Here is a 13,276-nt window from a genome sequence, read left to right as displayed (position 1 = left end):
GGGTGCCGGAGGGCGGTCAATCGATGGACATAGCCTGCGGCTATAGCATTTGGTCGCACCCTATCGAGGCAGCGCGCCACCATGTGTGCGGCGCCGAGCGGCAGTCTCCTCGCTCGCGCCTTGCAGTTGCGGTGCAGCAGAGTTTGGGGGCAATTCCGCGGTTGCGGACTCGTCGGACAGTGAGAGATCCGGGCGCGCCTTCACCGGATTTGATGCTTGCGCCAAATCGTCGACCGCAGCAACGGTCGGTCGCATGGCGTCTTCGACAGTCCCTTCGATCGGGTTGGTCGCATTCTCGGCGGCCTGCACGAAGTCCCCGACAACGCGGCGGACGAGTGCGTCAACCTGTTCGGCCGAATAGTCCAGCGGACCGAAGCCGGGCATGGCGGTCGGGTCGTTGAAGTCCCAGGCATTTTCCGCGAGCCCAATGAAGTCGCGAATGGCAGGATCGGCGCTCCAGGCCCGACGAAGCGCAGCACGGCTCAATTCCTGAGGAATGCCCTTGCGAAGGAAGGCCGAGACGTCGGTCGCGGCATCAATTGATTCGATGGGCGGCAGGCTCGACAAGTCCAACTCGGCGGGACAGGGCTCCGCCACGTCAGGGCCGGCCACCGCCGGCGCATTCGCTTCGGCGGGCGGTTCAGGTCTCGGTTCAGCCTGGCCGTCCCTCGCCGCCTGCTTGCGTCGCGACCAGCGCGCCAAAAAGTCGTCTTCGCTCATTCGTGCCCACCGTCATGGCGCCGTTGCGCCAGCGCCTCCGGATCGGCGCGGTTCCGCTCGCGCTTGAAGAACTCCTTCTCGACGTGGTGCTCGGCGATGAAATCTTCAATCGCCCGGCGCAGCACCTCGGGCATCGGCACCGCTTCGACCAGATTGGCACCGGCCCCCGTGAACGCCTCCCCTTCGGCGGGGTCGGCCGTGACCGCGGAAAGGAGGTAGGGCGAGGCTCCCTCGGCAGGGCTCAACACGATCCAGATGCTGGGCGTCCCGGAGGTAAGATTGTCGCGGTAGCGATCGGTTTCCGAGCGGTAGAGATCGACTGTCGCACTGCCGGCGTAAAACAGCGTCACTCCATCCTGCTCGCGGATCACCGTCCACGGCGTCATCTCCGGCTCGTCCGGCAGCACCCCGACGCTGCGCCAGACGACGTCGATCCACGGAGAATCCGCTCTGCGGCGTTCGACCACGACGCCGACCGGGATACGGACCAGCGGCTCAGCGACGGCGCTCATGTCACAGCCTCCAGATGCTTGATTGGCAGTCCCGCCAGCAAGTTCTGGGGCTTCATCCGGACGACCTGATCGGACGTCATTGCAAGGATCAGATAGGCCGGCGCACGCCCCGCGGTATCGACGACCAGGCCGGGATCCGCAAAGCTCAGCCGAAACAGCGCCAGCACGCGCCCCGCGGTGCGGTCGTCGAGGGATTCGCCCTGCCAAAGCCGGTCGCCGATGCGGGTCGCTTCGGAATCCAGGCCCACATACCAATTGAGTTCTGCGTTGCGCAGTTCGGTCAGCGGCTCGATCGCCACATCGATCCCGAGCAGATGCGAGATCCAGCGCCGCATCGCGTCGGCCAGCGCGGCCTGCCCCCGCCCTCCGCCGGTCAGATCAAGCGCCATATCGAACTGGTCACTGCGTTGCCAATAGCCGTCGGCGTTCTGCTCGCTGAGAACGTCGAGTTGGGTATCGCTTGTCGCGCCCAGCATGGACATCAGCGACAGCACCGGCGTCGGGCTGCGCCCGCCAAGGATTTCCTCGTCGCCCAGGAGCAGCAAATGCTCGTGCGGCAGGATCCGTTGCGGCCGAAAGAACAGCTCGGCTGCACGGAGCTGAAATGAATCCTCGCAGCGATCGAGCACATTGCGCAGGATCACATGCACCAACTGGTTCATGAACAGCGGCGGCAGATTGACCGAACCTGAACGAACCGTCGCGAGATAGGCCGCCTCCAGCGTCGGATGACGCAGCAGGAGGTCACGAAATGCCAGCACGAATTGCCAGTTTTCCCGCGCGTCAGTATCACCGATCGCGGCCACCTCCGTGTCTCCGACCGGGAGGCGCGGATCGGCCAGCAATTGCCGGTGCAAGCGACGCTCGACCGCGCACGCGTCATCCGGCGGCATCAGCTCGGGGCGCGCGAAATAGGCCTTCAGGTATTCATCCGTGACAACGAGCCCGCCGCTCGCGTTGCGATCGAGCAGATGGTGGCCGCAGGCGATCCAGAAATCCTTCATCGCCAAATCTTTCATCGCCGCGGCTCCTTGCTCATGTCGGCAAGATCGAGATCGCCACCGGGTTCGGCATCATCCTCCATTTCCATGAACGAGAACGCCTTGCCGTGCCCCTGCCCCTCGCGCAGCCGCAAGCTCCGGAAGGACTCGCGGACCTCGCCATCGCGCACCGAGCGATGGACGGCAATCAGCGTGCTGATCGGATGGGCACAGAGCGATTGCGCAAAGGCAACCTCCTCTTCCGCCGCCACGCGCGCGGTTGCAAGATCCGGCGCACCGAACCGTTCGACCAGCCGCTTTGCGAGGAGCTCCACCAGCGCGCGGCGATCGTCCGCGGTCGCAGGAACGATCTGCGCCAGCGTCGACCAGCCCCAGGATTGCACTCCGAGAAAGCCGCCGCGGAACGCGGACCGGTCCTTACCGTCCAGTTGCGCAAAATCCCGATCAAGGAAGCGGAACGCGCCCGGCACCGCCCATTCGCCGGGCTCCGCGGGCACGTCGAATACGAACGTGTCGGACGGATCGAGCGCAATGGTGCGCAAGAGCTTCACAGGCGCAGCCCTCCGAGCTTCGGATCGAACCACGAGGACGATAACAGCGACTTCCTCAAATCGCGCCGCTCGGTCCCATCTGCTCCAACCCGGCGCACCAGAAGATCGCCGTTGTCAGCGATCGTGCGCGAGGTCTGCCCTTCGTCCGTCAGCCGGCTCAGGAATTCGCGCGCGACGGCGTCAAAACCGTCGACTTGCCAGGTTTCGGTCGCGCGCATCAGGTGCCGCGCAAAGCTTTCCGTGATTTGAACCGCGCCGGCTTCGCCAAAGCCCTCCTGATCGAGCGCCGAAGCGAGTGGATGCACGCCCGCTTCCGCCTCGGTCATCGCAACCGTCCGGATCATGGCACCGAACACCAGCCAACGCGGCGGTTCATTCTCTTTCGCAGACGATGGCCAGCCAAGCCGGCCGCCACCGACGAGCCCGCCGTCGACACGGACCGCATCCGGCCAGTCGATGGCGACCTCCTTGTTCGGAGGTGCATAGGCACGCAAGGCGTCGGTCAATGCCACCATGGCGGCATAGAAGGCGCGGCGCGCGGTGCATAAGGGCTCGGCGGGTTCGAGCACGACGGCGAACTCGGCAAGATCGAAGCGCCCCACATAGGTCAGCGTACCTGCCCCGCTTTCCTCCGCGATATCGATGGCATGGGCGAAGGCATCGCGCGTCTCGCGCAGCCTCACCAGCGTGAACGGCGGAGGCAGGTCAACGGGCTCCAGGATCGATGAGCGCGTGCGGACGGTCGGCGACAGACGGACCTCCAGCTTCCATTTCTTCCCATGTGATAATAGCTTATCCGAGCAAAGGGGACGGCGCGAGTCCGCCCCCTCGTTCCCCGACCGCGTTGGGAGGTGAATAGCTGCGTATGCCGGATTCGCCGAAGACGATCCTGATCTGCTCGTGCGAAGACACGATGCGTCTCGACACTGCTGCGATCAAGCGAGGATGTCGCAACAGCGAGATCGCCGAATTCCGACACATGTGCCGAGCCGAGCTGGATCGGTTTCGCGATGCAGCGAAGGTTGCGGGGCCGATGATCGTCGGCTGCACCCAGGAGGCGCCGCTGTTTGCCGATGCGATGCAGGGCCGCTCGGAAAGGACAGAGTTCGTCAACATCCGGGAGACCGCAGGGTGGTCCCTGGAAGGGCGACAGGCGGGGCCGAAAATGGCGGCGCTGCTCGCTGCAGCGTCCGAGCCCGTGCCGGCCTACCCGTTTGTCACCTTGTCGAGCGAGGGCGTGATCCTGATCTATGGCCGCGACGACGTTGCGGTTGAAGCGGGCCAACTGCTGGCAGATCACCTCGACGTGACGGTCATGATCACGAGGCCAGCGCAGATTGCACCACCGGCGACGACATCGTTCCCGATCGTCAGGGGAACGATTCGCAACGCCAAGGGACATCTGGGCGCCTTCGAGCTTGTGATCGACGACTATGCCGCGCCTCGCCCCTCTTCGCGCGAGGCGCTGCTGTTCGAGGCTCCGCGCAACGGCCTGACGTCGCGCTGCGACCTCATCCTGGATCTTTCCGGCGGGATGCCGCTTTTTCCCGCGCATGATTTGCGCGACGGTTATCTCCGCGTCGACCCGGGAGACCCGCCCGCAATGCTGCGCGCGGTCCTCAAGGCACGCGATCTCGTCGGCAGTTTCGACAAGCCGAAATACGTCAACTTCACCGCAGAGCTCTGCGTGCATTCGCGGTCGAACCTAACGGGGTGCCATCGCTGCCTCGATCTTTGCCCGACCGGGGCGATCACACCGGATGGCGATCACGTCAAGATCAATGCGGAGGTCTGCGCCGGATGCGGCCAATGCGCCGCGGCCTGTCCGACCGGCGCGGCAACCTATGCCCTGCCGCCAGCCGACGCGCTGTTGCACAAATTGCGCGCGATGCTTTTGTCCTATCACGCAGCCGGCGGCACCAACGCCGTCGTCCTGTTCCATGATAGCCAGCACGGCACCGCACTGATCGATGCGCTCGCCCGCCATGGCGACGGGCTGCCGGCCGGCGTGCTGCCGCTCGCGGTGAACGAGGTGACGCAGGTTGGGCTCGAGGCCGTCGTCGCTTCCTTCGCCTATGGTGCGGCGGCGATACGCTTTCTGCTTCGCGCAAAGCCGCGGCATGACGTCGCGGGCCTCTTCAAGACGATCGCGATGGCTGATGCGATTACCTCCGGACTTGGGTTCGCAGGACGCAGGGTCGAAGCAATCGAAACCGACGATCCGGACGCGCTCGGCAAGACGCTCTGGTCAATCGAGCCTGCGCCGGCCGTCGAGCATCCCGCAACCTTCCGGACCGTCGGCAAACGGCGCGAACTGCTTCGCCTCGCGCTCCACGAATTGCACCGCCTGGCGCCGTCGCCTGTCGACGTCATCGCGCTGCCTGAAGGCGCACCACTTGGCGCGATCAGCGTCAATGTGGAGGGATGCACCTTATGTCTGTCGTGCGTGTCGGCCTGCCCGACCGGTGCGCTGCGCGACGATCCCGAACGTCCCGTGCTCAAATTCGTCGAAGATGCCTGCGTGCAGTGCGGTCTGTGCCAGAGCACGTGCCCGGAAAAGGTGATCACGCTCAAACCGCAGATCGACTTCCGCGCCGCCAGGGCCCCGGCGACGATCATCAAGGAGGAAGAGCCGGCGCTTTGCATCCGCTGCAACAAGCCGTTTGGCGTGAAGAGCACGATTGAGAAGATCGCGGCGAAACTCGAGGGCCGGCACTGGATGTATCCCGCCGGCGACAAGCGGCTCGATACGGTGAGAATGTGCGCGGATTGCCGCGTGATCACCATGAGCGAGCAGCAGTTCGACCCGTTTACCGGCGTGCCACAACGCGCGGCGCCTCGAACGACCGACGATTATCTGCGCGAACGGGAAACCAAGACTTAGGACACAATTCAATTGTGGGGAGCGGCACATTTAGGAGGGGCACCATGTCTCATCTCACCAAAGCTCATTTTGCATTCGTTGCCGTCGTAGTTGCCCTTGGCGCAGGGATGATGCCGGCGCCCGTCGAAGCCGCGCGCCTGTCGAAAGCCGACAAGATCGCCTTGAAACAGGCGATCGTTGCCTGCAAGGCGGAGGCGACGGGCAGGAAGGTCAAATGGCTCGCGCGCCGGAAATACGTGAACAATTGCGTTTCCGAGGCCCTGAAGGAACATCCAAACGTCGACGTCATCAGATTGATCAAGGAGTATCCGAACATAACGAGCCTCCCGGTAGAGAAATGGCCCGGCTTCTAGAGCTTCGGTTCTGATTGAATCAGAACCGAAGCTCTAGATTCTTGTTTTGACGCGTTTTCTTCACGCGAACCGGTGTCCACTTCGCTCGAAAACGCTCTAGCTGTTGAAGCTGCGTAACGGGCCGCTACCGTCGTCCCGACGTCGCACGCCCCAGGAAATCCGTGAGCGCCTTGCGGTCCTCGACCGAGCCGATCCGCTGCTCGGGCATTTTTGTACCCGGCGTATAGGTATTCGGACCGAGTTCGAAGAGTCTTGCCACCGTTTCGGGAGCCCAGACGATATCCATTTTCGTCAGCGCGTCGGAGAAGCGATATCCCGGCAACGACGCAATCCTGCGACCATACAGGCCATCGAGCGTGGGGCCGGCGCGCTGCGGCTCCTCCGCGGACAGCGTGTGACACGCAACACACGCCCTGAACACCAGGGCGCCGCGATCTCCCGCATAAGGCGCCAGGGGATCGCTTTGCGCAGCCCGCAGCGACGAGCCGATTGGATCGCCCGTCCACGCGTTCCAGCGCCGGATCACGCCGTCCGCGCCCCCCGTCAGCAACGTTGAATTGTCGGGCAGGAATGCCACCGACCAAACCGGCGCCCCCTGAGTGGCCAGCGCCTGCACGATGCTCCGCGCCTTCCGGTCGATGACGGAAACGGTTCCGCCAATTCCGGTTGCCGCGATCAACGTCCCGTCCGTGGAGAGCGCCAGCGCGACGATCGGGGTCGACCCGGCCGGAACCTCGCCGGTCTCATTCCCGTTCGATGTTAGAAATCGTATCTTCCCGTCGCCTCCGCCCGCTATGATTTCGCCGTCGGGTGCGACTGCCACGGCGTTGAGAGGTGACGGAAGCAGGACGACATCCGGCGTTCCTGCCGCCATCGGCCAGATCCTCAACTCGCAGTCGTAACCGACGCTGACCAGCGATTGTCCGCCGGCAGAGAAGGCAACCCCGTTCACGTTCTGTGTATGCCCTTTCAGCACCTGCGACGCGCCGTCGGCGAGTGACCAGACGCCAACCGTATGGTCCCACGATGCCGTGGCGAGCCTTGTTCCGTCCGGCGAGACGACGAGCGAAACGATTGGCGCCTGATGGCCCTCGAAAACCTGATCCGGCTGCTCCCGGCCGAAGGTCCAGATCGCGATCCGCGCGTCGGCTCCGGCGGTCGCCATTCGTCCATCCCTGAGGAAGACGACCGCATTCACCGCATCGGAGTGAAAACGCAGGACTTGCTCGGCGGATTCGGTCTTGAGTGACCATCGAATTGCCGATGTGTCGAAGCTGCCTGACAGAGCACTGTTGCCATCACGCGAGATCGCAATCGCCCGAACGGGTCCGCCAAGACCCGCGAGTTGACCTTGCGCCGGCGTTGCATCGAATGCCCACAGGGCGGCAACGACGCACACATTTGAGAGCCAGTTCATCGGCGGCTCGCGGGTCGGCTCCGGCACGTTGCCGTTGCCCTGCAGGGATATTTTGCAATGCGCTTGACCGGGGTCAACGACGAGAGCCGTCGTTCGGTTTCCATGCTACGCCGCGGGATTGGATCAGCCCCGCTACTCAATGCCGCAATGGCGTCTTGTCGGCTTGAACCGAGGGGCACCGGCTCCTAAGCTGAACCTGAAGCGTCAAGGATGACGGCATGCAAATACGACCCAAGACGTATCTGCATTTCATTTCGCTGTGGCGGTCACTTCGCAATTCGATTTCGCCACACGGTGGCGACGTGCCCCGTGAAACGTCACCATCGCTCATTTTCGTCGCGGTCGTGCTGACGTGTCTCTTGGCTATCCTGGAGGTCGACCTTCATCGAGGTGAATTGGAATCGCTTGGCCTACTCCGAAGCCACGACTCACCTCCAGCCGCCTTCTTGGGCCCGTAGCGTTCCTCGCCCGACCAGGTTTCAATCTGAAGCGCGCCCTCAGCGTTGATTCTGGCTGCGGGTCGCTTCGCCTGACGGGTGGTTGTCTAGCGCGTCGTCTCTCTCGGGAAGACCAGGGACCGGTCGTCAAAGTCCTCGGCCGGCAACTTGGCAGCGCCGCCTTGTAGTTCATGCAATGTCGAACTGCTTGCCATATCGGCCCGCCCGACCGACGAGACCGAGTGTGATCGCGGGATGCCAAGCACCACGGTAACAAGCGCGAAAACGGTGAAGGCCGCTACCATCAGACCTTTCATGCGAAATCTCCGTTCGGTTGGAGCTGCCCCCGAAGAAGTTTTGCAATGATCTGATTAGTGCTGACCGCAGCATCGCGATGTGAACCGCCTCACATGCCCTGGAAATTTTCCACTTGAGCGCCTTTCGGGTTCCGCCCGAAGTCGACGGCAATGGCGCCCTGCGCAGCGCAAATCTTAGCGGCGCGGTTTGTATCCTGCGGCCTCGCGGTCCCAAATGTCGGCTGTCATTCCGGCATCTCGCAGCACAACCTTTCTGATCTTGCCGTTCTCAGTCAGCGGCATCTCGGTGACAATCCGGACAAACCGCGGAATCGCGAAGTGGGCTATCTGTCCCTCGCAATGCTTGACCACGTCGATGGCCTCGAGCGCATGGCCGGGCCGGAGCTGGACGGCTGCCGCAACTTCATCCTCGCCAAGTTCGGATGGCAGCGGATAGATGGCGCAAGCCGCAATCGCCGGATGTCTCAACAGCACCTGCTCGACCTCCCACGACGAAACATTCTCGCCGCGCCGGCGGATCGATGCGCCTGATAGAATGCGTTCAGCGCATTGGTGTGAAACAGCGGGAGCGTGGTGAAGAGGACATCGCCCTCGACGATGCCGAGCGCGCGCGCCGAATAGACCCCCCACCAGAACATCTGCGCCTGCGGGCAGCAAACGCCCTTGGATGGTCCTGTCGTACCTGACGTATAGAGGATCGCGACCGTGTCGCCGGGGCGGACCTGCGCAGGCGACACTCCCTCCCCGAGCGGAGGTAGTGGCGCGATCGGTCCCGGCATGGACGAGGGCTTGCCGCCCTCTCCGATCGTCCAGATCACACCGGGCGGCGCGACATCGCTCTCCAGTGTTGCGACCGCCGGCATGAAGGGCGCCTCGGCGACCAGCAACTTCGGTGCGGAGTTGCGCAGGATATGGCTGAGCTGGATCCCGCGCAGCGCCGTGTTGATCGGCACACAGACAGCCCCCATCCATGCGCAGCCGAGATAAACCTCAAGAAATTCGGGCCGGTTCGAGCAGATCAGGGCGACGCGATCACCGGCGCGAATTCCGGCTCGCATCAACCGCGCGGCCGACGCAGCCGCAATCCTGGCGGTCTCGGCATAGCTCCATCGCGTCTCGCCAAAGACAAGGAGCGTGCCATCTCCATACCGTACGGCCTGCCGCGTCAGAACAGTCGAGAGGATTCGGTCCGCCGGCGGGAACACGCTCCGCGGCCTGCGACCAGATTGGCCGGCCTGATCGCTGTCCGGAGACGTTGCTGTCAGCTGCCTGCACACGCATCTCCACCGTCTGCCGCGCCGATGGGCCGATATCGCCACTGGCCAGCGATATAGTTTAGGCTTAAAGTATTCACGAAAGCTGCCGCCACAGCAAGGGCTGCGTGCGGGTTCCGGTCGTGATCTGGTGCAGGGCCGGAGGCATCAACAGGAGCACTCCCCGCGATGGGCCCTGGGTTTCCCTATCGATCGCCCTCCGATGCCTTCATGGCCTCGGCCGCAAGACGTCCGGACGCGCCGTTCCTGCTTGCACCTGCAAGCGCGCAATTGCCCTACGCGCCCGACGGATTTGACATCGCGTACGGGGCGTTCAAGGCGGAGGTCGATCGCCTGCGCGCGGAATATGCGGCGGCGGGCTATGGACGAGGCGCGCGGGTTGCCCTGCTGCTGGAAAATCGCCCCGTGTTCTTCCTGCACTGGCTCGCGCTCAATGCGCTCGGGGTCTCGATCGTCCCGATCAACCCGGACATCCGCCCGGATGAGCTGTCCTTCCAGCTCGAATTGTCGGAAGCGGACCTGCTGGTGGCAACGCCGGATCGTATCCAGGTGACCAAGGATGCGGTGCTCGGGCGCGCCCGCCTGATCGACACCGACGACCACATTCCGTCATGTCAGACCGAGGTCGCGGCCCAACAGCCCGACTTCAACGGCGAATGCGCGCTGCTGTTCACCTCCGGCAGCACCGGCAAGCCGAAGGGCTGCATGCTGTCGAACCGCTATTTCCTGCAGGTTGCCGATTGGTATCTCGCGCAAGGCGGCGTCGCCACGCTGCAGCCGGATCGCGAGATCAACCTGACGCCTTTGCCGATGTTCCACATGAACGCGCTGGGCTGCAGCGCGGTCGGGATGATGGTGCTCGGCGGCGCCGTGGTGCCGCTCGACCGCTTTCACGCCAACCGCTGGTGGCAGTGCGTGGCTGACAGCGGCGCGACGGTCGTGCACTGCCTCGGCGTCATCCCGGCCATCCTGCTGCAGCTGCCGGCGACCGAGATCGAACGGCAGCATCGCGTGCGCTTTGCCTTCGCCCCCGGCGTCGATGTCCGCCACCGCGCCACATTCGAGGAGCGTTACCGCATCCCGATCGTCGAGGCCTGGGCGATGACTGAGACCGGAGGCGCCGCAGCCACAACCACCGCGCGCGAGCCGGCGGGTTTTGGTGCACGCTGCGTCGGCCGGCCGTCTGATAGCATGGAGTATCGCCTCGTCGACGACCAGGGCGCCGACGTCGCACTCGGCAAACCCGGCGAGTTGCTGGTCCGCGCCAAGGGCGATGCGCCACGCGCCGGGTTCTTCAGCGGCTACCTGAAGGATGAGGAGGCCACCGAAGCGGCCTGGCAAGACGGCTGGTTCCACACCGGAGACCTGGTGTTCGCCGACCACGACGGGCTGATGTATTTCTTCGATCGCAAGAAAACCATCGTGCGGCGCAGCGGCGAGAACATCGGCGTGCTCGAGGTCGAAAGCGCGCTTTACATGGACACGCGCATCGGCGGCTGTGCAGTTACGCCCGTTCCCGACGACATCCGCGGCGAGGAGGTCTTTGCCTTTATCGTGCCCAATGTGACGGTCGACGACGCCGACGTGCTGGCAACCTCGATCGTCAAGGCCTGTGCCGAACGCCTCGCCTATCACAAGGTGCCGGGCTATGTGGCGATCGTCGACGAGCTGCCGTTGTCATCGACGCGCAAGCTCGCCCGCGGCGAGATCAAGACACTCGCGGCTGCCGCCGTTGCCGCCAACCGCGCGATCGACATGCGTCAGCTCAAGGCGAAGCTACGCCACGCCTGAACCCAGGCTGCTGCCGTCACGGCAGCAGCTTGTATTTCCCGCCTTCGATCTGGACCATGATCCGCGCGCGGTCGTCGACGCCATGGCGATCGGCTGGCGTGTAGGTATAGATGCCGTGCGCGCCGACCACATCCCTGGTCGTGAACAGCGCCTCGCGCAGCGCATTGTGGAAGGCCGGCGTGCCCGGCGCCACACCGGTTGCCTTGGCGCGCCTGGCGGCATCCATGAACACCAGCCAGCCATCAAAGGCATAAGGCGAGAATGCATCGGCCGGCGGCTCGCCATTGGCCTTTTCATAGGCCACGCGAAACGCAAGCGCGACCTTGCGGATCGGATTGCTGTCGGGAAGCTGCTCGGCTGCCGTCACCGGTCCGGTCGGGCAGATGATGCCCTCCGCCGACTTGCCGGCGAGCCGCAGGAAGTCGGCGCTCATCATGCCGTGATTGCCGTAGAGCGGCCCCTTGTAACCGCGCTCGGATAGCGCGATCACAGGAAGTGCACCAGGAGTGCCGGTGCCGCCCAGCATGATCGCATCGGGGCGGACGGACAGCGCCCGCAACACCTGCGCCGTGACCGAGTTGTCGGAGCGCGCATAGCGCTCGTTCGCAGTCACCTTGATCCCGGCCTTCTCGGCGCTTTGCACCAGCGAATTGTACATCAGGTCGCCGAACGCGTCGGAGAAGCCGATGAACGCCACGGTCTTCACCCCGCGGCCCTTCATGTGATCGACGATGCCCTGGACCAGAAGCGGCGTCGGCTGCGGCGTCTGCACCACCCATGGTCCGCCCTCGCCTGCCGGCACCGGCGCGATCGGCGAGATCGCCACCATCGGCACCTTCAACTCGACGGCGACCGTGGCCATGGCCAGCGTCTGCGGCGCGCCCGACGTTCCGATCAGGAAGTCGACGTGCTCCTGCTCCACCAGCTTGCGCGCGTTGCGCGTCGACGCCGCCGGGTCGGAGCCGTCGTCGAGCTGGATGACGCGGACTTTCTCGCCATCGACCTCGCCGATATACGCCTGGCCCGCAGCCAGCCCCTTGGCGTTCGGCACGCCGATCGAGGACACCGGGCCGCTCAGCCCGGTCACGAATCCAACCAGGATTTCGGCATGAGCCGGCATCGCGGCGCCGAGCAGCAGCGCGGCGCCGACCAACAAAGTTGTCTTGTTCATGATCTCACTCGATAAGGACGAAAAGGCTCCAGCGCTACGCGGCAGGCACCAGCGCAAGCACGCGCAGCGGACTCCCCGAACCGTTCTGGATCTTCAACGGCGCCGCGATGATGACCGCGCCGGTCGCTGGAAGCTGATCGAGATTGCACAGGCACTGCAGGCCGTAGCGCCCGCCGCCGTGCAGGAAATGGTGCGCCGGATAGGGTGGATCGAGATGACCGGCCTGCCCGGCATCGGTCCCGATCGTCTCGGTGCCAAGGCCGATGATGCCGCGCTCCTCGACCAGCCATCGCATCACGGCGGCATCAGGCCCCGGCGTATGTGCGCCGTCGTCCTTCAGATTGGCGTAGTCGCGCCAACCCTTCTTCGACCAGTCGGTGCGCAGCAGAACCCAGTGGCGCTCTGGAATCCGTCCATGACGGTTTTCCCAGGCCTCGACCACCGGAATCGTCAGCAGGAAGTCCGGATTCTGCGCCGCCTCTGCCGAGCAGTCGATGACGCATGCTGGTGCGATCATGTCGCGCACCGGCAGCGTGTCGACCGAATTGTTCGGCAGGTCCTTGCCGGTGAACCAGTGGATCGGCGCGTCGAAATGCGTACCGGTGTGCTCGCCGAAGGTCAGGTTGTTCCAGTACCAGGCGGGGCCCGCGGCATCGTATAGCGAAATCCGCTGGATCCGCACCGGCGCGGCCTGTCCGAACTCGGGCGGCAGCACGATGACAGGAAAATCAGGGCTGAGCGTGAAAGTCAGGTCGACGACACGCACCGCGCCGGACGCGATCGCGCCGGCAAACTGCGTCAGATTGTTGCTATCCATTGCGCTTCTCCCGTTCTTTTTGATCGGCTCA

The 13,276-nt window shown here is 64.4% G+C and carries 14 protein-coding genes; 3 read left to right on the top strand and 11 right to left on the bottom strand.

The window, feature by feature from the left end:
• Positions 1-60 precede the first annotated feature (60 nt).
• Genes HAP48_RS33710 through HAP48_RS33690 form a run of 5 tightly spaced genes read right to left on the bottom strand, consistent with a single transcriptional unit; the run spans position 61 to position 3,488 of the window.
• Positions 61-720: a DUF3306 domain-containing protein gene (locus tag HAP48_RS33710; protein WP_166204143.1), complete on the bottom strand. Its 660-nt coding sequence runs from the start codon at positions 718-720 to the stop codon at positions 61-63.
• Positions 717-1,232, bottom strand: a complete 516-nt coding sequence (locus HAP48_RS33705) for a DUF3305 domain-containing protein (RefSeq protein ID WP_166204142.1) — start codon at positions 1,230-1,232, stop codon at positions 717-719. The genes HAP48_RS33710 and HAP48_RS33705 overlap by 4 nt, the downstream gene beginning before the upstream one ends.
• The gene (locus tag HAP48_RS33700) at positions 1,229-2,236 is read right to left on the bottom strand and encodes a DUF6352 family protein (RefSeq protein WP_166215416.1); all 1,008 of its coding nucleotides are present in this window, start codon (positions 2,234-2,236) and stop codon (positions 1,229-1,231) included. Before HAP48_RS33700 ends, HAP48_RS33705 begins: the two co-directional genes overlap by 4 nt.
• An 11-nt stretch (positions 2,237-2,247) precedes the next feature.
• Positions 2,248-2,784, bottom strand: coding sequence for a DUF6505 family protein (locus HAP48_RS33695; protein ID WP_166204141.1), 537 nt, complete (start codon positions 2,782-2,784; stop codon positions 2,248-2,250).
• Positions 2,781-3,488, bottom strand: coding sequence for a biotin/lipoate--protein ligase family protein (locus HAP48_RS33690; protein WP_175612381.1), 708 nt, complete (start codon positions 3,486-3,488; stop codon positions 2,781-2,783). Before HAP48_RS33690 ends, HAP48_RS33695 begins: the two co-directional genes overlap by 4 nt.
• Before the next feature lie 209 nt (positions 3,489-3,697).
• Between HAP48_RS33690 and HAP48_RS33685 the strand changes: the two genes are divergently transcribed.
• Positions 3,698-5,668 (top strand): 4Fe-4S binding protein, encoded by a 1,971-nt coding sequence (locus HAP48_RS33685; RefSeq protein WP_166215412.1) that lies wholly within the window; start codon positions 3,698-3,700, stop codon positions 5,666-5,668.
• A 44-nt stretch (positions 5,669-5,712) separates the two neighbouring features.
• Positions 5,713-6,021 carry a hypothetical protein gene (locus HAP48_RS33680; RefSeq protein WP_224496725.1) on the top strand — a complete coding sequence of 103 codons (309 nt, stop codon included), beginning with the start codon at positions 5,713-5,715 and terminating at the stop codon, positions 6,019-6,021.
• A gap of 124 nt (positions 6,022-6,145) precedes the next feature.
• On the opposite strand, the gene HAP48_RS33675 is transcribed toward HAP48_RS33680, so the two are convergent.
• The 4 genes from HAP48_RS33675 to HAP48_RS33660 form a co-directional block, all read right to left on the bottom strand.
• Positions 6,146-7,438, bottom strand: a complete 1,293-nt coding sequence (locus tag HAP48_RS33675; protein ID WP_166204140.1) for a c-type cytochrome — start codon at positions 7,436-7,438, stop codon at positions 6,146-6,148.
• 544 nt (positions 7,439-7,982) lie between these two features.
• Positions 7,983-8,192 carry a hypothetical protein gene (locus HAP48_RS33670; RefSeq protein WP_166204139.1) on the bottom strand — a complete coding sequence of 70 codons (210 nt, stop codon included), beginning with the start codon at positions 8,190-8,192 and terminating at the stop codon, positions 7,983-7,985.
• 174 nt (positions 8,193-8,366) lie between these two features.
• On the bottom strand, positions 8,367-8,666 hold the full coding sequence (locus tag HAP48_RS33665; RefSeq protein WP_224496724.1) for an AMP-binding enzyme: 300 nt from the start codon (positions 8,664-8,666) through the stop codon (positions 8,367-8,369).
• Positions 8,657-9,397 carry an AMP-binding protein gene (locus tag HAP48_RS33660; RefSeq protein ID WP_224496723.1) on the bottom strand — a complete coding sequence of 247 codons (741 nt, stop codon included), beginning with the start codon at positions 9,395-9,397 and terminating at the stop codon, positions 8,657-8,659. Before HAP48_RS33660 ends, HAP48_RS33665 begins: the two co-directional genes overlap by 10 nt.
• A gap of 237 nt (positions 9,398-9,634) precedes the next feature.
• On the opposite strand from HAP48_RS33660, the gene HAP48_RS33655 reads away from it, so the two are divergent.
• On the top strand, positions 9,635-11,257 hold the full coding sequence (locus tag HAP48_RS33655; RefSeq protein WP_166204138.1) for an AMP-binding protein: 1,623 nt from the start codon (positions 9,635-9,637) through the stop codon (positions 11,255-11,257).
• Positions 11,258-11,273: 16 nt separating this feature from the next.
• On the opposite strand, the gene HAP48_RS33650 is transcribed toward HAP48_RS33655, so the two are convergent.
• Complete coding sequence (locus tag HAP48_RS33650; protein ID WP_166204137.1) at positions 11,274-12,428, bottom strand: ABC transporter substrate-binding protein; 1,155 nt, start codon at positions 12,426-12,428, stop codon at positions 11,274-11,276.
• Positions 12,429-12,462: 34 nt separating this feature from the next.
• A complete protein-coding gene (locus HAP48_RS33645; protein WP_166204136.1) occupies positions 12,463-13,245 on the bottom strand; it encodes a cyclase family protein in 783 nt (260 codons plus the stop codon).
• Positions 13,246-13,276 lie beyond the last annotated feature (31 nt).

The organism is Bradyrhizobium septentrionale, from assembly GCF_011516645.4.
In the GTDB taxonomy this organism is placed as follows: Bacteria; Pseudomonadota; Alphaproteobacteria; order Rhizobiales; family Xanthobacteraceae; genus Bradyrhizobium; species Bradyrhizobium septentrionale.
Note: the sequence above shows the minus strand (reverse complement) of the source record. Positions and strands in the feature narration are given on the sequence as shown.

Excerpts from the sequence above, each read along its gene's own strand:
- HAP48_RS33710 (WP_166204143.1), bottom strand. The coding sequence starts at position 720 with ATGAGCGAAGACGACTTTTTGGCGCGCTGGTCGCGACGCAAGCAGGCG.
- HAP48_RS33675 (WP_166204140.1), bottom strand. The coding sequence starts at position 7,438 with ATGAACTGGCTCTCAAATGTGTGCGTCGTTGCCGCCCTGTGGGCATTC.
- HAP48_RS33700 (WP_166215416.1), bottom strand. The coding sequence starts at position 2,236 with ATGAAGGATTTCTGGATCGCCTGCGGCCACCATCTGCTCGATCGCAAC.
- HAP48_RS33685 (WP_166215412.1), top strand. The coding sequence starts at position 3,698 with ATGCGTCTCGACACTGCTGCGATCAAGCGAGGATGTCGCAACAGCGAG.
- HAP48_RS33650 (WP_166204137.1), bottom strand. The coding sequence starts at position 12,428 with ATGAACAAGACAACTTTGTTGGTCGGCGCCGCGCTGCTGCTCGGCGCC.
- HAP48_RS33655 (WP_166204138.1), top strand. The coding sequence starts at position 9,635 with ATGGGCCCTGGGTTTCCCTATCGATCGCCCTCCGATGCCTTCATGGCC.
- HAP48_RS33705 (WP_166204142.1), bottom strand. The coding sequence starts at position 1,232 with ATGAGCGCCGTCGCTGAGCCGCTGGTCCGTATCCCGGTCGGCGTCGTG.
- HAP48_RS33680 (WP_224496725.1), top strand. The coding sequence starts at position 5,713 with ATGTCTCATCTCACCAAAGCTCATTTTGCATTCGTTGCCGTCGTAGTT.
- HAP48_RS33670 (WP_166204139.1), bottom strand. The coding sequence starts at position 8,192 with ATGAAAGGTCTGATGGTAGCGGCCTTCACCGTTTTCGCGCTTGTTACC.
- HAP48_RS33645 (WP_166204136.1), bottom strand. The coding sequence starts at position 13,245 with ATGGATAGCAACAATCTGACGCAGTTTGCCGGCGCGATCGCGTCCGGC.